Source organism: Bartonella sp. AP72JLCBS, from assembly GCF_042195705.1.
GTDB lineage: Bacteria > Pseudomonadota > Alphaproteobacteria > Rhizobiales > Rhizobiaceae > Bartonella.
Window position 1 is genome coordinate 57,914 of sequence record NZ_JBHIOU010000010.1, and the last position, 24,201, is coordinate 82,114.

At 37.2% G+C, this 24,201-nt stretch carries 18 protein-coding genes; 8 read left to right on the plus strand and 10 right to left on the minus strand.

Features of this window, described 5'->3' with window-relative positions:
• Positions 1-19 precede the first annotated feature (19 nt).
• Together ACFILO_RS06705 and ACFILO_RS06710 are read right to left on the minus strand one after the other, a co-directional pair.
• Positions 20-577 (minus strand): hypothetical protein, encoded by a 558-nt coding sequence (locus ACFILO_RS06705; RefSeq protein ID WP_375613115.1) that lies wholly within the window; start codon positions 575-577, stop codon positions 20-22.
• Complete coding sequence (locus ACFILO_RS06710) at positions 564-1,124, minus strand: prephenate dehydratase domain-containing protein (protein WP_375678032.1); 561 nt, start codon at positions 1,122-1,124, stop codon at positions 564-566. Before ACFILO_RS06710 ends, ACFILO_RS06705 begins: the two co-directional genes overlap by 14 nt.
• Before the next feature lie 647 nt (positions 1,125-1,771).
• On the opposite strand from ACFILO_RS06710, the gene ACFILO_RS06715 reads away from it, so the two are divergent.
• Positions 1,772-2,554, plus strand: coding sequence for an ATP12 family chaperone protein (locus ACFILO_RS06715; protein WP_375632391.1), 783 nt, complete (start codon positions 1,772-1,774; stop codon positions 2,552-2,554).
• A 34-nt stretch (positions 2,555-2,588) separates the two neighbouring features.
• Here ACFILO_RS06715 and ACFILO_RS06720 read toward each other — a convergent pair whose 3' ends face one another.
• The 4 genes from ACFILO_RS06720 to uvrA all read right to left on the minus strand — a co-directional run bounded on the left by ACFILO_RS06720 (position 2,589) and on the right by uvrA (position 9,079).
• Positions 2,589-3,134: a hypothetical protein gene (locus tag ACFILO_RS06720; protein ID WP_375678033.1), complete on the minus strand. Its 546-nt coding sequence runs from the start codon at positions 3,132-3,134 to the stop codon at positions 2,589-2,591.
• Between the two features lie 156 nt (positions 3,135-3,290).
• On the minus strand, positions 3,291-4,700 hold the full coding sequence (glnA, locus tag ACFILO_RS06725; RefSeq protein WP_375632389.1) for a type I glutamate--ammonia ligase: 1,410 nt from the start codon (positions 4,698-4,700) through the stop codon (positions 3,291-3,293).
• Positions 4,701-4,759: 59 nt separating this feature from the next.
• Positions 4,760-5,098, minus strand: a complete 339-nt coding sequence (locus ACFILO_RS06730; RefSeq protein WP_375678034.1) for a P-II family nitrogen regulator — start codon at positions 5,096-5,098, stop codon at positions 4,760-4,762.
• Positions 5,099-6,163: 1,065 nt separating this feature from the next.
• Positions 6,164-9,079: an excinuclease ABC subunit UvrA gene (gene uvrA / locus ACFILO_RS06735; protein ID WP_375613111.1), complete on the minus strand. Its 2,916-nt coding sequence runs from the start codon at positions 9,077-9,079 to the stop codon at positions 6,164-6,166.
• Between the two features lie 330 nt (positions 9,080-9,409).
• Here uvrA and ssb point away from each other — a divergent pair, with 330 nt between their 5' ends.
• The 5 genes from ssb (at position 9,410) to ACFILO_RS06760 (ending at position 14,588) form a co-directional block, all read left to right on the plus strand.
• Positions 9,410-9,916, plus strand: a complete 507-nt coding sequence (gene ssb / locus ACFILO_RS06740) for a single-stranded DNA-binding protein (protein ID WP_375611516.1) — start codon at positions 9,410-9,412, stop codon at positions 9,914-9,916.
• Between the two features lie 230 nt (positions 9,917-10,146).
• Positions 10,147-12,930, plus strand: a complete 2,784-nt coding sequence (gene gyrA, locus ACFILO_RS06745; RefSeq protein WP_375629047.1) for a DNA gyrase subunit A — start codon at positions 10,147-10,149, stop codon at positions 12,928-12,930.
• 24 nt (positions 12,931-12,954) lie between these two features.
• Positions 12,955-13,461 carry a pantetheine-phosphate adenylyltransferase gene (gene coaD, locus ACFILO_RS06750; RefSeq protein WP_375611518.1) on the plus strand — a complete coding sequence of 169 codons (507 nt, stop codon included), beginning with the start codon at positions 12,955-12,957 and terminating at the stop codon, positions 13,459-13,461.
• 2 nt (positions 13,462-13,463) lie between these two features.
• Positions 13,464-14,057, plus strand: coding sequence for a peptidylprolyl isomerase (locus tag ACFILO_RS06755; protein ID WP_375645830.1), 594 nt, complete (start codon positions 13,464-13,466; stop codon positions 14,055-14,057).
• An 18-nt stretch (positions 14,058-14,075) separates the two neighbouring features.
• Entirely contained in the window at positions 14,076-14,588 is a 513-nt protein-coding gene (locus ACFILO_RS06760) for a peptidylprolyl isomerase (protein ID WP_375611520.1), read from the plus strand.
• Between the two features lie 100 nt (positions 14,589-14,688).
• Here ACFILO_RS06760 and ACFILO_RS06765 read toward each other — a convergent pair whose 3' ends face one another.
• Positions 14,689-14,811 (minus strand): hypothetical protein, encoded by a 123-nt coding sequence (locus ACFILO_RS06765; protein ID WP_375652867.1) that lies wholly within the window; start codon positions 14,809-14,811, stop codon positions 14,689-14,691.
• Between the two features lie 1,228 nt (positions 14,812-16,039).
• Between ACFILO_RS06765 and tgt the strand changes: the two genes are divergently transcribed.
• Positions 16,040-17,158, plus strand: a complete 1,119-nt coding sequence (tgt, locus tag ACFILO_RS06770) for a tRNA guanosine(34) transglycosylase Tgt (RefSeq protein WP_375652872.1) — start codon at positions 16,040-16,042, stop codon at positions 17,156-17,158.
• A gap of 1,284 nt (positions 17,159-18,442) precedes the next feature.
• Positions 18,443-19,642, plus strand: a complete 1,200-nt coding sequence (locus tag ACFILO_RS06775) for an MFS transporter (RefSeq protein ID WP_375678035.1) — start codon at positions 18,443-18,445, stop codon at positions 19,640-19,642.
• Between the two features lie 44 nt (positions 19,643-19,686).
• Here the strand turns inward: ACFILO_RS06775 and ACFILO_RS06780 are convergent, their stop codons facing one another.
• The 3 genes from ACFILO_RS06780 to ACFILO_RS06790 form a co-directional block, all read right to left on the minus strand.
• Complete coding sequence (locus tag ACFILO_RS06780) at positions 19,687-21,114, minus strand: MFS transporter (RefSeq protein WP_375652880.1); 1,428 nt, start codon at positions 21,112-21,114, stop codon at positions 19,687-19,689.
• 118 nt (positions 21,115-21,232) lie between these two features.
• Positions 21,233-22,447, minus strand: coding sequence for an NADP-dependent isocitrate dehydrogenase (locus ACFILO_RS06785; protein ID WP_375611524.1), 1,215 nt, complete (start codon positions 22,445-22,447; stop codon positions 21,233-21,235).
• Between the two features lie 899 nt (positions 22,448-23,346).
• Positions 23,347-24,201: tyrosine-type recombinase/integrase (locus ACFILO_RS06790; protein ID WP_375678036.1), on the minus strand; the 855-nt coding region annotated here is incomplete at its 5' end.

Sequence of the window (24,201 nt, forward strand, 5' to 3'; positions counted from 1 at the left end):
GTTGTAAATATCAAAGAATTTACTGAAAAAAAAACAAAGCAAATGCTTGCTTATCAATTTTTTGAGCAGCTGCTACAGATTCTGGGAATAGAACAATGCAATTGCCTTCTAAAAAACCTCTTGATGCTATTCCCATTTTTATACATTGAAAAGGTGATAGATAATTATTTGTATATTTTGAGGCGTCAGCAAGATAGGCCGTTTCATGACGATATCCTGTAACTAATTCCAGCCGGAATCCTTCTGGATCAGGTCCATTTGTTGCACGCATTGGAGCCAAGAAAAACAAGGGAGCATCTGGTAATGGGGCTTTGAAAGCAGCCAAAGTGTTATCAAATTTAGGAGGGGTCGTTAAACCGCTGATTATCCACTGAAGAAGATCATCAGAAATGGTCGCTAAAAGTTTTGGAGATAATCCGTCAAGAATATTGGCATGGTGGTTCAGCAGAGTGATCAATTCATTGATCATATTATTATCTGCTGAAGTTGGTTCTTTAATGCTCCCATTTCGTTCTTGGCGCATACGGAATTTGTCAGCTAAGTTAACAATGGAAAGAAGCACTTCAGATTTTTTCATGATTAGTTGACTTTAGTGAGTGGAGCAAAAAGGCCATTGGCATTTGTTCAAAATTTTCGATAATATTCAGCTTATAGCGATTTGCCGCAACCGATGTTGTGATACAAGCATCTGCTTTTTCAGCCTTACAAAGAACGGCTGCATCAGCATTGCTGTTGGCAAATACTTTGTCATATTGATGAGCTACCAGAGATTGTGGGGCAGGATGAGTCGCTACGGTTTTAATTTCATCAGCGTTATTGCGTTTAGCTAAAACCATAGAGTGAGTAGGCATGATAAAGCTGTCAAATAATTGCATATCACCTAAACGGGTAAATATGAGTGTATGCAAATCAGGGTAAGCAGCACAGCTTAAGAGATATCCATCCTTTTTCTGAGCAAGTTCATTAAAAGCTTCTTCAAGAGTTGCGTATAAGATAATACGGGATCTCGAGTCAGTGGACAAAATATTTTTATTGTGATTATCAAGCCACCACTGTGCTGCTGCTGCACAGTTAGTATCTGCAGGGCCAAGTGTATAGATAAAAGTATTATTTTCAGATTGCATGATCTCTATTCTTTTAATTATGCGACTAAATTTAAATTAGTGTGATATGATAGAGTATATCAAGAACAATGCGTTAAGTAATTTAGTGCTTTATAAAATAATGTATATATGAAAGAAAATTTACAATTATAATTTTGTCTGTTCATTATTCTATCATGCCGTAAAACAGCGTCTTTTAGGGGAGTAATTGAGCAGAAAAATTCTATGTAGGGTATTTATTGGATATGTTAGAGAATTATTGAAATGGTTAAGCGAAGGTGAATGACACGTAAACCGTACTGCTCTATCATTTTTTGGATGAGCAGCGTTTTTGAATCTGTTCATATTGATAATACTATTGTAGGTGAATAATAAGCAAATTGGTAAGGCGTGAACATCTTTGCCATAAAACTCAATATGTTTAATTTCTTAATTAAGATAATACTTTTAGAAATTGTTTTACTATTATGATTGTATTAAATATATAAAAGGCAATCATCATTGTCTTGTTTGTAAAAGAAACATGAAATATAACTCTTAAGTTAGATTGAGATTGGCAAGATTTTTTTCTTCTTTGGAATCGTTAAGAAGGTCAGATTAAACCTTATTCAAGCTACAGAACCTAAAGAAACAGTCGTTTTTTTTGAAAAGATCAGAGGTAAACAAATATGCGTGAGATTTTGGATCATGTTGATATGCCATTGAATAAGAAGAGTTCTGTTCAAAAGGTTCAAAATCTTTCATTCCAATCACACCCAAAACGGTTTTATAAGCAAGTGAAGATCGCTTGTGAGGAGGGCGGCTTTACGATTTTGTTGGATGAATGTCCTGTAAAAACGCCCGCAAGGCGTCATTTTCATGTGCCAACAGAAGTGTTTGCTGAATATGTTGCTCAGGAATTTGAGAACCAAAAGCACGTTGTTGATCCTGCAAAAATGCCGATGACGCGTTTGGTTAATACTGTTATTGATGGTATCGCTGATGATATGCAGGCGGTTTTTGAAGATTTATTGCGTTTCGTTGCATGTGATATGATCTTTTATCGTGCACAAACACCTAAAGAGTTGGTGCAAAAACAATCTGAACAATGGGATCCTTTATTAGATTGGGCTGAAAAAAAGCTAGGTGCAAGGTTTTATTTGACAGAAGGGCTGATGCATGTGGAACAATCACCAGAAGCACTTCAAGCAGTCAGTAATTATTTACGTAGAGTTGAGTCTGCTTATATGCTTGCTGCACTTTATATGATGACAACATTAACGGGATCTGCTCTCATTGCTCTTGCTGTTGCAGCGGGAAACATTGATGCTGATCATGCTTGGTCTATTGCCCATTTAGATGAAGATTGGATGATGGAGCAATGGGGAACGGATAAAGAAACAATAGCACGCCGTGCTCATAAAAAAGTTGAATTTAATGCTGCTGCTACAATTGTTACAACTTGTTTATAGGGGAAAATCTTTTATTTACGTGCATTCTTTTCGCTCAGAGTATTTTTGTGACTTTTTGAGGATTGGTTTTTACTTTATCAAGTCCAGGAAATATTTCATTGGTTATGGTTAAGAGCGCTTCGTCATTGCCACGGATAAAATACCATTGGTTATCGTGAAGTAGGGCAATAATTTCAGTTTGAATAGAGCATTTTTTCCCAGCATTTGTTGTGGTTACAAGCTCCACGGGTATAACAAAATAAGGGGTACCATTATCAAGGGTACCTTCACGTTTTTGTTTTTGATCAATGTTGATCGTTTCAATCTTGTAACTTTCTGCCAACCGTTCTATTTGGCTTTTCATGATTTGTAGAAATTGTGATTGATTAAGATTTTTTTTGGCGGTTAAGTGGTTGATGACTTGGGGAGGAATAGCATTTAAGATGGCATTTGCATCGGCATTTTTAAGTGCTTTACTATAAGCAGATGTTGCTTTCTCAAGAGTTGTAAGTTTTTGGTTGGTTATTGTATGTGCTTCAGTTGTTGATGTGATAAAGACAATGCATAAAAGAACGGGAACGAGAAAACAAATTCGCGGCATTAGAAACCTTTGTTAATTCATTTGAAGAGATTCAACACATTATAAAGGAAAAGCGGACGAGCAAAAAGCCTCTTGCGCTTTTGCATGAGACGAATATCCACAAAAATGGAGGCTTTTGCCTCCATTTTAAAAATCAAAAGAATGCGTATTGATTGTTTAAACAGAATAGTACATATCAAATTCAACAGGATGGGGTGTTGTTTCGTAACGCAAGACTTCTTGCATCTTTACTTGAATGAAGGAATTAATCTGATCATCATCAAAAACGTCGCCAGCTTTAAGAAAGCCACGATCTTTGTCAAGTGCTTCAAGTGCTTCACGCAGGCTTCCTGAAACAGTAGGGATTTCTTTAAGTTCCTTTAAGGGAAGATCATAAAGATCTTTATCCATAGCATGTCCGGGATGAATTTTGTTTTTGATACCGTCAAGACCAGCCATTAAAAGGGCTGCAAATGCCAAATAGGGATTTGCTGTTGGGTCTGGAAAACGAACTTCTACGCGTTTTGAATTTGGTGAGGAGCTCATAGGAATACGGCAAGATGCAGAACGATTACGTGCTGAATAGGCAAGAAGAACAGGAGCTTCATAACCAGGAACCAAACGTTTATAGGAGTTTGTGGATGGGTTGGTAAAAGCATTTATTGCTTTTGCGTGCTTAATAACACCACCGATAAAAAACAAACAGGTTTCTGATAGTCCGGCATATTCATTTCCTGCAAAAATGGGTTTGCCATCTTTCCAAATGGAAATGTGGACATGCATTCCAGAGCCGTTATCACCAAAAACTGGTTTTGGCATGAAGGTTGCTGTTTTCCCATAACTGTTTGCTATTTGATGTACAACATATTTAAAAATTTGCATCTTGTCAGCCTCGCGAACAAGTGTATCAAAACGAATACCCAATTCATGTTGGCCTGCTGCTACTTCGTGATGGTGTTTTTCGACCTGTACACCCATATCCTTGAGTGCTGTGAGCATTTCAGAACGCATATCTTGGCAGGAATCAATCGGCGGAACAGGAAGGTAGCCTCCCTTTATTCGTGGGCGATGCCCTAGATTTCCTGTTTCATATTCCGTATCATCATTAGAGGGAAGTTCACTTGAATCGAGTTTAAACCCTGTGTTGTAAGGGTCCGTTTTATAGCGCACATCATCAAAGATAAAAAACTCTGCTTCTGGACCCACATTGATTGTATCTCCAATGTTTAAAGATTTCATATACACCTCAGCCCTTTTGGCGATAGAACGAGGATCTCTACGATAAAACTCACCAGAGACAGGATCAAGTACATCACAAAATATGACCAAAGTAGATTGAGCAAAAAAAGGATCAATATGTGCTGTTGCTGGATCTGGCATTAAAACCATGTCAGATTCATTAATTGTTTTCCAACCAGCAATTGAAGAACCATCAAACATGACACCATCATTAAAAGTATCCTCGCTGATCTCTGCGATATCCATTGTAATGTGATGCAATTTTCCTCGTGGATCAGTAAAACGTAAATCAACAAAACGGATTTCGTTGTCTGTAATCTGTTTGATAATATCTGATGCGGTTGTCATATTCAATTTCCTTAATATGGCGTTGAGGTGGATAAAAAAGTGAATTTTCTCGTTATTTATTAAAGGGCATCGATACCGGTTTCGTCCGTGCCTATACGAATTGCATCATCAATGGAAAAGACAAATATCTTTCCATCTCCTATATGTTTTGTTTGAGCTGCTTTACGTATTGCATCAACAGTTTGTTCCAGTTTTTCATCGGACACAACAATTTCAATCTTTACTTTAGGTAGAAAGTCAACAACATATTTCGTACCACGATAAAGTTCTGTATGTTCCCTTTGACGACCAAAACCTTTCGCTTCTATTACTGTAATACCATGTAACCCAATTTTTTGAAGCGCTTCTTTCACTTCATCAAGTTTGAAAGGTTTTATAATGGCTTCAATTTTTTTCATGCTGAAATTATCTCCAACGTTATTTTGTCTTTTTAGACTGCATCACATTATATTGACAACTGTAAGATGTCCAACAGATACTTTGTGCACAAAAAGTCGAAAATAATGACACTCTATGCTCTTTTAGGAGAGTTTCTTTTGTAGAATACAGCCAAATACTGTTTTTTGGGAAAAAAACTTACAATTCTTATACAAGAATTCAAATAATATAATAAAAGAGTTTTGTTTCTTTTTTATTAGATAATATCTTGACTTATAAGGATAATTAGACGCTCTCCACATTGAATGAGAAACTCTAATAGCGTAAGATTTTCTCATTTTAGATCTTTTTATCGTCAATCAATCAAAACGATACTTTTATATATCATAAATAGTTATGAGTGTGTGGATAACAACATTTGAAAAAAGAAATAAAATGCTTTTTATGAAAGCTTTCGATAATTAAAGGCTTTACAATATTAGGGAGTAGGGAAGACAAATATTGAAAAAGAGTGTGATGATGCCGATTCATAAATGTAAAGATGGTGGTGTATAATAATGAGTTTATCATTATAGCATTCATAGGAGCCGTTGTGAAATGGGCTTGAGAGCATTGAGAAATGTTTCTTTAAAACAGATGTGGGAATTGGCAACGCAAATATATTCCGTTTGGGGCGTTTTGTTCCTTCGTGAGGAATGTGATCTTCATTAAGGAACGCGATAAATAAAAGTGTGAAGCAATGGCAATCTTCATTATAAGATATTGCTGTGTATTCCTTGGAAAATCATAAAGATAAATTAAAAGGAAATGGAAATATAGAAATTTATTTATACCCTTAAAACTTCATATTCTTCCCAGTTTAGGTTGTCTGGTCGTTTCAGGTATAAACAAAACAGAGAATAAATACGCAATTATGTGCGCGTCCCTATTTGGCAATACGACAACTGAAACAGCTTATAAAGCGCTAAATTGTTTTTAGTCTTTGCTTCAAACGTGTTGCACCACTGGAATTAGGTGTTGGTTTACAGGTAATAATAAAAGTACAGGCTTTGTTAGTATGCTGTATTTTACAATAGAAAGCGTTTCTAAGAATTAGAATTATAGAGAGATGGGCGCAGTAAAACATGTTTTAGAAATTTTCCCGTATAGGAAGCGGGAACCTTAATGATGTCTTCAGGGCGTCCAATTGCAACAATTTCACCACCGCGATCTCCACCTTCTGGTCCTAAATCAATAATCCAGTCGGCTGTCTTTATAACATCAAGGTTATGTTCAATGACTATAACTGTGTTGCCTTGCTCGACTAGTTCGTGAAGCACTTCAAGAAGTTTGGAAATATCATGAAAATGTAAACCTGTTGTCGGTTCATCCAAAATATAGAGTGTACGTCCCGTTGTTTTACGAGAAAGTTCTTTCGCAAGTTTTACACGTTGTGCTTCCCCACCAGAAAGTGTGGTTGCTTGCTGTCCTACTTTTATGTAACCCAATCCTACTTTAATGAGAGTTTCCATTTTATTATGAATAGCGGGAATAGCTTGGAAAAATTCCTCTGCCTTTTCAATTGTCATATCCAAAATATCGGCTATAGACTGTCCTTTGAATTTTATTTCTAGTGTTTCTCGGTTATAGCGTTTTCCTTTACAGACATCGCAAGTAACATAGACATCAGGTAAAAAGTGCATTTCAATTTTGATGACTCCATCACCTTGACATGCTTCGCACCGTCCTCCTTTAACATTAAATGAAAAACGCCCAGCTTTGTAACCGCGGGCTTTTGATTCTGGAAGATCGGCAAACCACTCACGAATCGGTGTAAAAGCACCTGTATAGGTTGCGGGATTAGAGCGTGGGGTGCGTCCAATAGGAGACTGGTTGATATCGATGACTTTATCAAGAAATTCTAATCCTTCAATTTTGTCATAGCTGGCAGGGCTGTGATGAGAGCCCATGATATGATGTGATGCTGCTTTGAAAAGCGTTTCAATAAGAAATGTTGATTTTCCTCCTCCAGAAACACCAGTTATGCATGTGAAGGTTCCAAGAGGAATATTCGCATTGATATTTTTGAGGTTATTGCCTTTGGCGCCGATGATTTTAAGTGTTTTCGTTTTTGATATTTTGCGTCGCTCTGTCGGCATTTTAACAGCCATTTTTCCTGAAAGGTATTGGCCTGTGAGAGAGGCTGAATTTTCTATAATTTCCTGCGGTGTTCCTTGCGCTATGATTTCTCCACCATGAACGCCTGCGGCAGGCCCCATATCGACAACATAGTCTGCTGTGAGAATAGCATCTTCATCATGTTCAACAACAATAACTGTATTGCCAAGATTACGCAAATGGCGCAGCATTTCCAACAGGCGTTCATTATCGCGTTGGTGTAAACCGATAGATGGTTCATCTAAAATATAAAGAACGCCTGTAAGACCAGAACCAATTTGGGATGCCAACCGAATGCGTTGGCTTTCTCCCCCTGAAAGCGTTCCTGAATTTCGAGACAAGGTAAGATATTCCAATCCTACATGATTTAAAAAAGCCAAGCGTTCACGAATTTCTTTTAAAATACGTACGGCGATATTACGTTGTTTTTTTGTGAGATATTGATGAACATTGGCAAACCAATCATCTGCCTTTAGAATAGAAAGATCTGATATTTGCCCAATATGCATTCCGTTTATTTTTACAGCAAGTGCCTCTGGTTTTAAACGATAACCGTGACAAGCTGGGCAGGGCGAAGAAGACATATAACGTTCGATTTCTTCTCGAGACCAAGCAGAATCGGTTTCTTTCCAGCGTCTCTCCATATTAGGGATGATTCCTTCAAAGGGTTGGGTCGTTTTATGCGAACCAGAATTATTTTTATAGATAAAAGAAATTTCATCTCTTTTTGTACCGTAGAGAATAGCCTGTTGTGCTTCATTAGAGAGTTCACACCATTGATCTGTGAGTTTGAAACCGTAAGCTTTTCCTAATGCTTCTAAGGTTTGTTTATAGTAAAGTGAATCTGACTTAGCCCAAGGGGCAATGGCGCCATTCTTGAGGGTAAGATTTTTATTGGGCACAATTTTCAGTGGATCCATTGCTTTTTTTATGCCCAGTCCATCGCAGAGAGGACAGGCGCCAAAAGGATTATTGAACGAAAAAAGGCGTGGTTCAATTTCAGGAATAGAAAAACCCGATACAGGGCAGGAAAACTTTTCTGAAAAAATGAGCCGTTTGTGTGTATCATTTTTTGATTTATGAGCAGATTCCTTTGTTGTTTCTTTTTGTGCTAAGGGTTGGTCTGCCATTTCAGCAATGGCAAGCCCATTTGCTAGCTGTAAACAGGTTTCTATACTATCAGCCAAGCGAGAGGTGATATCCTTCTGTACAACAATGCGGTCTACCACGACATCGATGTCGTGTTTATATTTTTTATCCAGAGGTGGAATATCAGGGATTTCATAAAACTTGCCATCAACTTTAGCGCGTTGAAATCCTCTTTTTAAAAGTTCTGTTAGCTCTTTTTTATATTCTCCCTTTCGTCCTCGCACCAAAGGGGCCATAATAAAAATTCGCGTTCCTTCTGGTAAGGCCATAATTTGATCCACCATTTGGCTTACTGTCTGGCTTTCAATAGGAAGTCCTGTCACAGGAGAATGAGGAATACCAATACGTGCAAAGAGAAGACGCATGTAATCGTGGATTTCAGTAACGGTACCTACTGTTGAACGAGGATTGCGACTGGTTGTTTTTTGTTCAATGGAGATAGCTGGAGAGAGACCGTCTATGCGGTCGACATCGGGTTTTTGCATGACTTCCAAAAATTGGCGTGCATAGGCTGAAAGGCTTTCGACATAGCGGCGTTGTCCTTCAGCGTAAATTGTATCAAACGCTAAGGATGATTTCCCTGATCCAGAAAGTCCTGTTATAACAATGAGTTTATCACGAGGCAGATCGAGATCAATATTTTTAAGATTATGCTCACGTGCACCGCGAATGGAGATATATTTTTGATGAGTCATACTTTATCCTTGGCATATGTGGCAAAAATTGAGCACCTAAAATGGAATAAAACTGTTTTTTTAGAATTATAATGTGTTTAACTGCTTTAATGCAAAAGGAAGGTATAAGTTTTGTGAAAAAAATACAAATGAGCAGCTTTTTATTCTCTCGTGGTGGAATAAACTATGCGTTTTTATCATCTTTTGTTATAATTACACTGAATACAATATTGGTAAAGGATAGCAATACCCATATTGATGGTCAATTGCGACATGTAAATTGAAGGTCAAGAGGGTTATAACTGTTATAGAACAGAGTATTTTACAAATTAAAATTTTGGAGTTTATGCGATGGCTGGTAGCCTTAATAAAGTTATTTTGATTGGTAATCTTGGTGCGGATCCTGAAATCCGCCGTTTGAATTCTGGTGATCAAGTGGCAAATCTGCGTATTGCTACTTCAGAAAGTTGGCGCGATCGGAATACAAATGAGCGAAAAGAACGCACTGAGTGGCATAGTATTGTTATTTTTAATGAAAACCTTGTCAAAGTTGCAGAGCAATATTTAAAAAAAGGCAGCAAAATTTATATTGAGGGGCAGTTACAGACACGAAAATGGCAAGATCAAAATGGAAATGATCGTTATACAACAGAGATTGTTTTGCAAAAGTACCGTGGCGAATTACAAATGCTTGATGGGCGGGGAGCTGCGAGCGGGGAGCAAGGAGCAAGTCAAGGGGGGAGTTATAGTGGTGGCTTTGCCGATAGTCACTCAAATCAGAGAAATGCTTTTGGTCAAAATAATAATCAATTGGGAGAAAGTTTTTCACACAAATTAGATGATGACGTCCCTTTTTAAGAGTCTTTAAATTGCAGTATTATGATCATTTTATGGTTTGCTTGTTTCAGATTTTTGAAGTTTAGCGAAGTGAAAATTGTTAATTATTATTGGTAATTTAAAATATAAATTAATAACGTCTTGAAAAATATTGTTAAATTTCTTTTTTGTCATGGGAGAGAAATTAGCATTTTTGTGTATTTTTCGCTATAAATAAAGTGAAATGATTCTTTTTTGAAAGTTTTGAAATTGTGACCGATCTTACTCCACACCCAGAACGTGATGTGCTAACCGGTATTGAACCAATCAGTATTATTGATGAAATGCAACGCTCCTATCTCGATTATGCGATGAGCGTGATTGTTTCACGTGCACTCCCTGATGTCCGTGATGGTCTTAAGCCTGTTCATCGACGTATCCTTCATGCTATGAATGAGATGGGGCTTTCTTTCAATAAGTCGTATCGTAAATCTGCTGGTGTTGTTGGTGAGGTTATGGGGAAATTTCATCCCCATGGTGATGCTTCAATTTACGATGCATTAGTGCGTATGGCGCAGGACTTTTCTTTAAGAAATCCATTAATTGATGGTCAGGGAAATTTTGGTTCCGTTGATGGTGATCCACCCGCGGCTATGCGCTATACTGAGTGTCGTTTAGAAAAAGTTTCAGAAGAACTTTTAGCTGATATTGATAAAGATACTGTTGATTTTCAGGATAATTACGATGGGCGTGAGCGTGAACCGGTTGTCTTGCCAGCGCGTTTTCCCAATCTTTTGGTTAATGGGTCAGGGGGGATTGCTGTGGGAATGGCAACCAATATTCCTCCCCATAATCTTGGTGAAGTCGTTGATGGTTGTATCGCTTTGATTGATAATCCCGATATCACACTCGATAAAATAATTGAAATTATTCCTGGTCCGGATTTTCCTACAGGGGGTATTATCCTTGGCCACTCTGGTGTTCGTGCAGCTTATGAAACAGGGCGTGGCTCAATCATTATGCGTGCTAAAGTTGAGATCGAAGAAATTCGCAGTGGTCGACAAGCAATTATTGTGAGTGAGATCCCTTATCAAGTTAATAAGGCCACAATGATTGAGAAGATGGCCGAATTGGTGCGCGATAAACGCATTGAGGGAATCTCTGATTTGCGTGACGAATCGGATCGTGATGGATATCGCGTTGTTATTGAGTTGAAAAAAGATGTTGTTGCGGAAGTTGTTTTAAACCAATTATATCGTTATACGCCGCTGCAAACTTCCTTTGGTTGTAATATGGTTGCTTTGAATGGGGGAAAACCCGAACAGATGACGTTGCTTGATATGCTTCGTGCATTTGTTTCTTTTCGGGAAGAAGTTGTCAGTCGGCGAACAAAATATCTTTTGCGTAAAGCGCGTGAGCGAGCACATGTTTTGGTTGGCCTTGCCCTTGCTGTTGCCAATATTGATGAAATTATAGCGCTTATTCGCAAAGCTCCTGATCCGCAGACAGCACGTGCACAGTTAATGGAGCGACGCTGGCCAGCGATGGATGTCGCGCCTTTGATTAAACTTATTGATGATCCTCGTCATATTATTCATGAGGATGGTACTTATAATCTTTCTGAAGAACAGGCGCGTGCTATTTTAGAATTGCGTTTGCAACGATTGACAGCCCTTGGGCGTGATGAAATCGCTGATGAATTGAATAAAATTGGCGTGGATATCGCTGACTATCTTGAGATCTTGGCATCACGCGTACGCATTATGTCTATTGTTAAGGATGAGTTGAGTGCTCTTCGTGAGGAATTTGCAACGCCGCGACGTACCGTATTTGGTTTTGGTAGCGCTGAGATGGAGAGTGAAGATCTGATCGCACCAGAGGATATGGTGGTAACGGTAAGCCATAGTGGCTATATTAAGCGTGTGCCTCTTAATACCTATCGTGCACAGCGACGTGGTGGTAAGGGGCGTTCTGGTATGTCCACGAAGGATGAGGATTTTGTAACGCGGTTGTTTGTTGCCAATACGCATACTCCGGTTCTTTTCTTTTCATCACGTGGGATTGTTTATAAGGAAAAAGTTTGGCGGCTGCCGCTGGGGACACCCCAATCGCGTGGGCGGGCTTTGATCAATATGCTTCCTTTACAACAAGGTGAGCGTATTACAACGATTATGCCTTTGCCTGAAGATGAAGCGAGCTGGAGTGCATTAGATATTATGTTTGCGACAACACGTGGAACTGTGCGTCGTAATAAATTATCAGATTTCGTTCAGGTTAATCGTAATGGTAAAATTGCGATGAAACTTGATGAAGAAGATGAAATTCTTTCTGTTGAAACCTGTACAGAACACGATGATGTTGTTCTAACAACAGCCAAAGGACAATGTATCCGTTTTCCAGTTGTTGATGTTCGGGTCTTTGCTGGGCGTAATTCTGTGGGAGTTCGTGGTATCAATTTAGCTAAAGGCGATAAAGTCATTTCGATGACAATTTTAGAGCATGTCGAGGCGACGTCCATTGAGCGTTCTGCTTATATTAAACGTGTAATGAATGAACGGCGTGCTTCTGGTGCAGATGCTGATGTTGAAGATGTTATAACTTTTGATGAAGAAGATGGGGGTGCTGAAACAGAGTTAACAGATGAACGTTATGCAGAACTTCATGCACGTGAACAAATGCTTTTGACAGTGAGTGAGTTTGGTTATGGTAAACGTTCTTCTTCCTATGAGTTCCGGATTTCGGGACGTGGCGGAAAGGGGATTCGCGCAACAGATCCATCTAAAACAGCTGAAATTGGTAAATTAGTAGCGGCTTTTCCGGTGAAGGCGCAAGATCAAATTATGTTGGTATCAGATGGGGGGCAGCTTATTCGTGTCCCTGTTGAGGGAATTCGTACTGCTGGGCGCTCAACTAAGGGAGTCACAATTTTTAATACAGCCAAAGGTGAAAGAGTCGTATCGGTTGAACGTATTTCTGAACCTGAAGATGATACGAGTTCATTAGATGATGAAGGTGAGAAGCATTCTGATACAGTTGATATGAGCGAAGAAAAATAATTTTTAAGAGGAAGGAGTAAAGTCATGAAAATTGCTCTTTACGCGGGTTCTTTTGATCCTCTTACAAATGGTCATCTTGATGTTTTGAAAGGGTGTTTTGTGTTAGCTGATAAGGTGGTCGTCGCTATAGGGATACAGGCTGACAAAAAAACACTCTTTAGCTTCGAAGAGCGTGTTGATTTCATTACGCAGGTAGGGAAAGACTTATTTGGTGCAGATTCTAATCGATTGCAGGTTCTTTCATTTAGCAACCTTCTCATTGAGAAGGCGCGTGAAGTTGGTGCTTCATTTCTCATTCGTGGATTGCGTGATGGTACTGATCTTGATTATGAAATGCAAATGGCAGGAATGAATGGTGTTATGGCTCCTGAATTGCAAACTGTTTTTTTGCCGGCAAGTGTTTCTGGGCGCGCGATAACTTCTACATTGGTACGTCAAATTGCCTCTATGGGAGGTGATGTGACACCATTTGTACCGCCCAATGTTGCACAAGCTTTAAGCTCGAAATACCAATCTTTTAGGGGAGAATAAGTGTGTCTCGTAGAATTTTTGCTGTTTTGATATGTGTGTTTTGTTTTTTTTCATTGTTCGCTGTCGCTGGTAATTCTAGCCCAGCAAATGACGCAAATCTTCTTATTTTATCTCTCAAAGATGGTGATGTCATTATTCGTCTGCGTCCTGACTTGGCGCCAAAACATATTGCGCAAATCAAAAGATTAACAGAGGAGGGGGCCTATAATAATGTTGTGTTTCATCGCGTTATTCCTAATTTCATGGCGCAAACTGGTGATGTAGAATTTGGAAAAAAAGGCAGTAGAGATTTTGATCTGAAACGCGTTGGTATGGGTGGCTCAAATTATCCCAATATACCGGCAGAGTTTTCAAAACAGCCGTTTAAGCGTGGTACAGTTGGGATGGCACGATCACAAGATCCGGATTCCGCGAATTCTCAATTCTTCATTTGTTTTGAGGATGCTGCTTTTTTAAACGGTCAGTATACGGTTGTTGGAGAGGTTATAAAGGGGATGGATGTTGTTGATAAAATAAAAAAAGGTACGACAAGTAATAATGGATCTGTAAAAAATCCTGATGTTATTAATGCTGCTACTTTACAAGTTGAGAAATGAATCAAGGGAGCTTTCCATATGGCTGAGAATAAAAATCCAGAGAATACTTTAATTCTTGAAACAACAAAGGGCAGAGTTGTTATTGAGCTTTTTGCTGATTTGGCACCTTGTCATGTTGCACGTATTAAAGAACTGGTACGGGAAGGTGCTTATGATAATGTTATTTTCCATCGCGTTATTGATGGTTTTATGGCGCAAACAGGGGATGTGCAATTTGGAAAGAAGGATAGTGAAAAATTCAATTTATCACGTGCTGGTATGGGGGGGGCAGAAAAACCAAATTTAACAGCAGAGTTTTCAAATCTTTCTCATAAGCGTGGTACAGTTTCTATGGCACGGAGTCAGAATCCAAATTCTGCTAACTCTCAGTTTTTTATTTGTTTTGCAGATGCTCCGTGGCTTGATCGTCAATATTCCATATGGGGGCAGGTTGTTGAAGGTATGGAAAATGTTGATAAAATTAAACGTGGTGAACCTGTTGCAGATCCAGATTCAATTACCAAAGCCATTATTGCTGCGGATGTAGAATAGTATAAACTATACTGATTTCAATTGTAAGTTTCTAAGAAAAAATACTCTTTTCTGATCAATAAAGGCACACGAAACTCTTTTGTAGTATCACGCTTACCTTTTATAATTTCGAGCTAAGCATTGTCCATATATTTTCTTCAATCGGATCTTCCTGAAGAATATAACGCAACGGATTTGTACAAACACCTGTCAGAATAAGAAAACGCAAAGTCTGTTGTATCATGGTTGTTGTTTGGCAAAGTGTTTTATAAAAAATTCGGCATTTCTCTTCAATCCATTGTCGGTCTTAATGGTTTTATGATGTTACTTTCTTAAGAGAGCGTGTGCTTTTGTTTCTGCTCGTAAATCAACATCCAATCCTAATGCAGAAGCATATTTGAAACACATGTTAAGACGGATAAGAGCTTTACTAGCTCATCCAGTTTTCCTAGCAAGGTGGAAAACCAGCGTTTATATATATTGGCGTAATCTTTAAAATAAGAAGACAGTTTAATCTTAGAAGAATATAAAAAGGCGCAGAAGTGAAACAAATGGCTAGTCTTGCCATCTCCTTTTTAATTCAACTTTACTTTTTTAAAAGTATCTAATGCAATATCTTTTAAATAATGAAGATTATGCATGGACTTACGCTTTTATTTTTCTCGTTTTTTAATAGAGGAATGCTCCAAACGGAATACACTTGTGTTGCGTATTTACGTGTTTTTTTAAGAAGCATTTCTTAGTACATATCAACGTTCACTTCCACGATGATATTCATGGCATGTATAGTTTTAAAGCTATAAATAGTATAAAATCTATTATGTACCACCTTCTTTAAAGCTTATGAAGGAGCAAGCGGGTACCATCATACGCTTTTTCAGCCTCTAATGTTACGATAGAGCTTTTGGTATTTGAGAATCTTTACAAAAAGCATTTTTAGTTTTTTAAAGTATTTTTATTTACACGTTAATTTCTTTTGTGAATTATCTCTAATGCCAAGAGCTATCTCAATATTGTGAGTGGATAAGTGATTATGCTCATTTGCGTTTTTATTAAGCGTGAGGATCGCTGTGCCCAGTAGATGAAAAATTTTTATCTGTAAAAGTTAAAGAATATGTAAGCTGTACAATGCGTTCAAAATTTTCTTCTATGGGTACAAAGTTACTGCTTATGGAAGTATGTGAAGATGAAATTATTGTGATAATAATTTTGCAGTTCTGTTAAGGATAAGCGTAGGTATTTTGAGGTATGGTATTACAAGGATTTTACTATTTTTTGGGAGCTAGATTATCACTTTTATTATGGTGGTTTCTTAACAAGAAATGTTCTTTTATCTCGTTTAATTTTTGATGCTGATTACAATATTGAGCGAATCAAAAATTAATTCATAAAGCTTTTGACAATGCTCGTAAGGGGATATCTTTTTTCTTTCTATAGAGATATGCATTGATGGAATCAAAAAGACGAGAGTTATGATAAAGACATTTCATTATAGAAAAATTGCTCAAGATGGGTATGCACGTCGAGGCGAAATTATAACGGGGCGAGGACGTGTTCGTACACCCGCATTTATGCCTGTTGGGACGGCAGGAACCGTTAAGGCTATGTATATGGATCAAATTCGTGATCTTGGTGCAGATATCATTTTGGGAAATACTTATCATTTAATGTTACGTCCAGGAGCTGAACGTGTTGCGCGTTTGGGAGGATTACATGAATTTTCACGCTGGAGCGGACCTATTTTAACCGATTCTGGTGGCTTTCAGGTTATGTCATTGGCGGGAATCCGTAAAATTACTGAACAAGGTGTGATTTTTCGCTCTTACATTAATGGAGCTTACTATGAAATGAGTCCAGAGCGTTCTATCGAAATTCAAGGACTTCTTGGTGCAGATATCCAGATGCAGTTGGATCAATGTATTGCATTACCCGCAACTGAAAAAGAAATGGAAGAAGCTATGGAACTTTCATTGCGGTGGGCGCAGCGTTGTAAAACAGCTTTTGGAGATCAGCCAGATAAAGCATTGTTTGGGATTGTTCAAGGTGGTGATAATATGAAACTGCGTGAACGTTCTGCTCAAGCATTAAAAGAAATCGATTTAAAAGGTTACGCTATTGGAGGGCTTGCTGTTGGTGAACCGCAGAGTGTTATGACAGCAGTATTGGATACTACTTGTCCGATTTTACCAGAGGATAAACCACGCTATCTTATGGGAGTAGGGACACCTGATGATATTTTACAAAGTGTTGCTCGTGGTGTTGATATGTTTGATTGTGTTATGCCGACGCGTGCAGGACGTCATGGTTTAGCTTTTACCCGCTTTGGTAGAATTAATTTGCGTAATGCGCGTTATGCAGAAGATCCACTTCCTCTTGATCCACAGTCACTTTGTCCAGCAGCACATGATTATAGTTGTGCTTATTTGCATCATTTGATTAAATCTGGTGAATCTCTTGGGGGGATGTTGTTGACTTGGAATAATCTTTTTTATTATCAACAACTTATGCAGGGAATTCGTGATGCCATTGAGGAAGGCTGTTATGCCGATTTTTGCGCTGAAACGCGTGCTCTATGGGCACAAGGACGCTAAAATATTAATCGTAATATAGCACCTCATTTTTTTATTGAATTTATTCTCACACTTACAAATTTAGCTAAAAAATGAAATTAGAAACATCTTCCAAAATTATAAAATTCCACTATCTTAAGATATAACAGTGCGGTTTTATAGGGCACATATTCTTTTTCTAATTACTAGATAAAAACAGAAACTGTTACTCCGGTACGCGCTACCTGATCCGGAGAAAAACAGTTTTTCTGTTTCTGATGACTGTTTACAGCAACAATGTTAATGAGGCGTTAGCGAACTCTTAAAGAAGTATGAAAATTGTATTTTTATGAGCTACTTTGTGTTTTTTATTACTAAAGGTAAAGAATGGATTATATACAATCGAACAGATAAATTTTTAGAAAATTAAAATAAAACTAAAATAAAATTACAACATTTAAAATGTTATAATTTTATTTTTTAAGTTTTTATATATAAATATTCTTTAAGATAGATTTATGTAATATTATTTATATAATAAAACTATAGATATTATGTCATAATAAATTAAATATTAATCACGGTAATTGTCATATTTATAAAATAGCAATAAACATACTTATACAAAATTTATTATATTTGTTTTTTGCTTTGTTTATAGAATTTATATGAAAATAATCATAATATATTTACGTGAATATTTTAATTTACAGATAGTGAGTTAGATATCTGATGCGATTCCTCTGTTAGATGAGGGAGGGGTAAAGATGTCTAAAAGAGGGTATTTAATAAATCTAGAAACCAAGCACTATTATCATGAGAATTTTTAAAAGACTCTATAATAATTTATAAGAATGGCCTAAAGTTGAAATTATAGCTTATCGATTTGGGGGATCTGTATTCAGGTAGCAAAATAAAGCAACAATAATTTTGGGGGAGAAGTTTTATCTTTGTATCAAGATAATGATGAGATATTATTCACTTGTTTGAAATGCATTCTTCGGCAAATTTTAGAATTATTTATAGGATATAGTATATCGTTGCAAAATAAAGTTTTCACTGTAAAATTACAATGGCTGAAAAGAGGAGACAAAGTTTATTATCTGGTAGATCTGATAGAAATAGGTGAATACGTCTATGATCTTGAGGTTTTCAAAGATTTTCCATTAAAGAATCTTACTTAAAACTCCATAAAATGCTTTATATATCAAAATATTTCTAAAACTTTATTGGGGACTATTGGGCATGCGTATAACAATGTTTTGAATTTTTATTTGTGTGTATTACAGATATCTACGGTTAAAACTCCTATCCAGAAGTGATGATATGAGGGATTCTTATCAACAAAAGGTTCTTGCATTGGGAATTGATTCGAGAATACGGCGTTTAATAATTTTTGCTCTTGCTGTGGGGAGTTTTGCTATTGGTACTGCAGAGTTTGTCGCAATGGGGCTACTACCAGAGATGGCACGAAGTTCCTATGTTGATATTCCTACCGCTGGTCAATATATTTCTGCTTATGCATTAGGAGTTGTGATTGGAGCACCTCTTTTAGCTGTGGCAACAGCTCAGGTATCACGCAAAACTGTTTTGATAGGATTGATGCTTTTTTATGCTTTAGCAAATATTGCTAGTGCCTTTTTTTCTGATTTTAGCATATTAGTCGTATTACGCTTTCTCAGTGGACTTCCCCATGGAATCTATTTTGGACTTGCGGCTATGGTTGCTTCTTCAATGGTAGAAATGAAAGAACGTTCTAAAGCTGTTGGATATGTTATGCTTGGCTTAACAATTGCAACCGTTTTGGGAGCACCCAGTGCTACTTGGATTGGTCAACTTATTGGTTGGCAGATTGCTTTTGTCCTTGTGGGGATGATCGCTTTATTATGTTGTTTGCTTATTTGGAATTTTTTTCCTTGTGATTCAAGTTTTCCAAAAACGAATCCTTTGCAAGAAATGGGTGCATTAAAGCAAAAGCAGGTATGGCTTCTTTTGTTGATGGTGTCGGTGGGAGCGTCAGGATTATTTTCTGTTTTCACTTATATCAAGCCAACATTAATGCATATTTCTGGTGTTTCACTTGAGTTGGTACCATTTATCATGCCGTTAGTTGGATTGGGTATGGTGGTAGGAAATCTCTTGGGGCCTAAATTGGCCGTTAAAATTGGTATTTCGCCGATGATATTTTTTTCTATGCTTTGGAGCGTATTTGTTTTTTTTCTTTTTTTCTTTTTATCCTATGCTCCGTTAACGGCAGCAATAGGATGCTTTTTTGTTGGAACTTCTTTTGCTGCTATGCCTTCTATACAAACAAAAATTATGGATGTTGCATTACAAGGACAGATTTTGGCAGGAGCATTAATGCAGTCTGCTTTTAATATTGCCAACGCTCTTGGTGCAGAATCTGGAGCATTAGTTTTAAAATTGGGCTATAGTTATGAATATACAGCTGTTTTAGGAAGTGTTCTAACTTTGTGTGGATTAATGTTTTTTTGCATCTCATGGTATATGGAGAAGCATGCTTAATATTTTTCATTTTTTAAATGAAGAAGGAATTTTTATATTTATTTTTAGTTATTGGAATGTCCTGTTGGATTTTTCAATATGCAGTAAGAAATGCGCAGTGCTAATGGAATAGCAAGACAAAATAAAAGACCCATGAGCACTATAAGGAGAGTTTTTGCTGCTAAGATCATTCCTATTGTTCCTCCAGGATTAAAGAGGCCTGCAAGATTGGTGATGACTCCTGCTAGAGTTGCACTTAAGGCCGCTGAAAATAGTTGTACAGAGGTAAGGGATTCACTGGCACGGAGAGCATCTTCATCATTTGCACATTGTAAGATCCTTGTGAGCAAATGTGGCCATGCTATGCCCGCACTGATTCCAATAGAAAACAGTGCTAAGCAAATAATAAAAATATATTCAAGCGCGGAAACTTCTGTTGGGATGAGCCATAAAAGAATCATTATGCCTAACAGTTTTAATAGGGGCGAGTATACAATGATGTTGCGAATTTTTTTTGTGGAGAGACCAGCACTTGAGATGGCTCCACATGTCCACCCTAGGCTCATAAGTGCTGCTATATAACCAGCAATAAGTGGAGCTTGCCCATGAAGCTCTTGAAGAAAAAGTGGAAAATAAAGTTCTATACTGTATACGACTGTTGTCATAACGAGTATCAATGCGTAAACAGAAAAGATTTCAGAAGAGAAAGAAAAGGATTTGCGGGGCAACATAGGATGAGGGGTAGATGATTCGATTTTTGCTAGAACAAAGAGAAGACTAAGTCCGATAACTAATCCGCAAATTTTTGCTATTGTAGACTCCATAGCCCCTCCAACAGAAATAATAAAAATCAATAAGGTGAGTGTGAAAAGCTGGAGAAGAGGAAGAGGGGGTGTTGGAACATCGTTTTCATTCTTTTTTGGTAAAAATTTAAAGGCGATGAGTGAGAAAAATATAGCTAATACGCCAATGATCAAAAAGGATGCTCGCCATAGGCCATAATATACAGAAAGCCCCCCGATTGCTGGTCCTAACAAGGTTGATATTCCCCACATTCCAGAGATAATACTTAATGCATGTGACCATAAAGATGGGCTGAAAACAATCCGTACCATGGAATAGGATAGGGATAACAAAGAACCACTTCCAAATCCTTGAATAAAGCGTCCTATTAAAAACAATGGCATAGATGAAGAAATGCTGCACATAAAAGTGCCTAGGGTGAAGATAAGTCCAGAAATAACATACGCATTGCGAGGACCTAATTTCCCTAATATTTTTGTTGCAAGTGAAGTACCCACGAGTGAAGCTGTAATAAAGACAGTAGCCACCCAAGAATAATATATTTCACTGCCAATATGATTCATAAGAGAGGGTAAAATAGTAATAACAATATAAACGTTGGTAGCGTGTAACACAACTCCACCTGTAAACGTTAAAAAGCAAAGACCATTTTTACCCAATAAAAGCGCAGACCAGCCCTGTTTTTTCACTGTTGTTTGCTATTTAATAAAAATCTATCCTCTTTTTACTTATAAGGTACTTCTTTGAATTTGCCAAGAGAAATTCAAAGCTCTGTTTAGAGCTTTGAATTTTAATTTAAGTAATAACTTAACTGCCCATTGCTTTTTTGAGATTCTCATCAATTTTATCGAGGAAACCTGTTGTAGAAAGCCACTTTTGTTTAGGCCCAATCAAAAGTGCGAGATCTTTAGTCATAAAACCTTCTTCGACGGTTTTAATACAAACTTCTTCCAATGTCGTGGAAAAGTTTTTTAACTTCTCATTGTTATCTAGTTTAGCACGGTGCGCTAGTCCACGCGTCCATGCAAAAATAGATGCAATAGAGTTCGTTGATGTTTCTTCATTCTTTTGATGCTGACGATAATGGCGTGTTACAGTGCCGTGTGCTGCCTCTGCTTCAACAATTTTGCCGTCAGGTGTCATGAGAACAGAAGTCATGAGACCCAGAGAACCAAAGCCTTGGGCAACAATATCAGATTGGACATCACCATCATAGTTTTTACATGCCCATACGTATCCACCTGACCACTTTAATGCAGAAGCAACCATATCATCAATAAGACGGTGTTCGTAATATAATTTACGGTTTTCAAATTCAGTTTTAAATTCCGTATCGAATATTTCTTGAAAGATATCTTTAAAACGACCATCGTAAGTTTTTAGAATGGTATTTTTTGTTGAAAGATAAACTGGAACATTCCGTTGTAGTCCATAATTAAAGGATGCGCGGGCAAAATCACGAATTGACTCATCAAGGTTATACATAGCCATGGCAACCCCTGCGCTTGGAGCATCAAAAACATCATGTTCAATAACTTGATTATCATCACCGACAAATTTAATACTTAATTTCCCTTTTCCTGGAAATTTAAAATCTGTTGCCTTGTATTGATCACCAAAAGCGTGACGTCCGATAATAATTGGCTTTGTCCAGTTAGGAACAAGGCGAGGGACATTTTTACAGATAATGGGTTCGCGAAAAATGACTCCTCCTAAAATATTGCGGATTGTGCCATTAGGTGATTTCCACATTTTTTTTAGGTTAAATTCTTTAACGCGTGCCTCATCAGGTGTGATGGTTGCGCATTTTATACCAACCCCATATTTTTTGATAGCATTGGCAGAATCGATAGTTACCTGATCATTGGTTGCATCACGATTTACGACGGAAAGATCATAATATTTTAGATCAATGTCGAGGTAGGGATGGATTAATTTATCTTTGATATATTTCCAGATGATGCGGGTCATCTCATCCCCATCAAGTTCAACAACGGGGTTTTCTACTTTGATCTTTACCATTAGAAATCCTTTTTCTTTTAAGCGATACTACTTGTATAACACTTTCAAGTTTATAATGAAAAGTAAAAACAAGGGAAAAAAGCATTCAAATATGAGCTTTTAGAATATATTATCAATAGAGTGTAAAATTTTGTTGGAGGGTTTAATTTTTGAAAAGAAGTGATGTGTTTGCAAATCTATAATTATTCTATGATTGATGAAGAATCTGTTTAATGGATAAGGTAGTTAGATCAGAGGGGGTGGGGATTATGCATTTTTATTATCAGAGATTCCATTTAATAAGTTGATCGTATTCTGAATTATAGTTTCTTGATTTGTTGTGTTAGGTGAATAAGAAACTATTTTTATATTGCTATTCCAATTCTAAGATTATGGTCTGTTTGTTTATAAAAAGTTTAATGTGATAACAAAGGCACTGTAATTAGAAATGCTTCATATAAAATGCGTTTGGGATAAACTTCAGTTTTGAAGGTTGGAAAAAACGTATAAATGATGCGGCTGGTTTTAATTTAAAAACTAACAGCATACGCAAGAATATGATTTATAAAATTACCGTATCGCGCGTTAGAATCCTCTAATTCTTAATATTTTATCGATTCTTATTTTTATTAACTGTGCGCAGTAAAGTACCATCCTCGAAATGCAACAAAGGAATTAATCACCTAATGATTAATGATTCTTGTATCCTTTTTACGAAGAGATACCTTTTAAAATCTTATTCTCTCGTTTTTATTTATGCATCCCTCATTAAAAAAACAAATAAAATGAATATATTACACATAAAGAAAGAATGATGGTACGCCCAAGGGGCGGGTATAGAGTAAATAAAATCAAAGAATTATATAGAATATAAGGGAATTAATGAATTTTGATTCTATTACGTTTTTTTGTCTCTGCCCCTAACTTTTTTGGAGCTTTTTTATAGCTTCAAGAGCTAGTCTTTTACGATCTGCACTCTTTGTATAAAGGGATGCCATCTGATCTTCTGTCCAGCCAAAAATTGCTTTGAGTTGTGATACTGTTGCTCCAGAATTAGCTGCACGTGTTGCGGCTAATTTTCTTAATCCATGCGCCGATTTTTTAATGCCAGCCGCATTACAAGCGTCTCTAAATCCATTCCCAAAGCTTTCTTTGGTGAATTTTTGATTCACTTTACTACAGATAAATGTTTCTTCTCCAATAGGACCAGTTTCAAGCGTTTTAGCTAATTCCGGTAAAATGGGAAGAAAAACATCTGTTTGGAATTTACTTTTCTCTGTTTTGAGATGAATAATATTGTCTTTGACATCTTTCCAGCCAATGCGTACCGCATCACCACGACGCAAGCCCGTATATAAAAGAACATCAATCCAGACACGTTCATGGGTACCATGATGCCATCTTTGATAATATTTTTCGACATCTTCTTCTGTCCAAACAGGAAATCCCTCTTTGTTTTTGAGGGGGGGTCTTTTTATTCCTAAAGCTGGATTATTTTCCAAAAGACCTTGATCAATCGCCCAATTAAAAAGTCCATTAAGGGCTTTCAGAAAATTTCTAGCCATTGCTGGTGTTTCTTTACGCCGTTCAACACCGGCTATGATATGTTTCTTTTCAATTGCTTGGTATGGAATGTTTCCTATGGTATCACATACCTTCATAAGGATGAGTTCTTTTTGTTTTTGGGTGACTTTAGAAAGGTTATGCCAATTGGAGCTATTAAAATACTGTTTAAGGAGCCATGCGAATGAACCTTCGACTAGCTTACCAGTTTT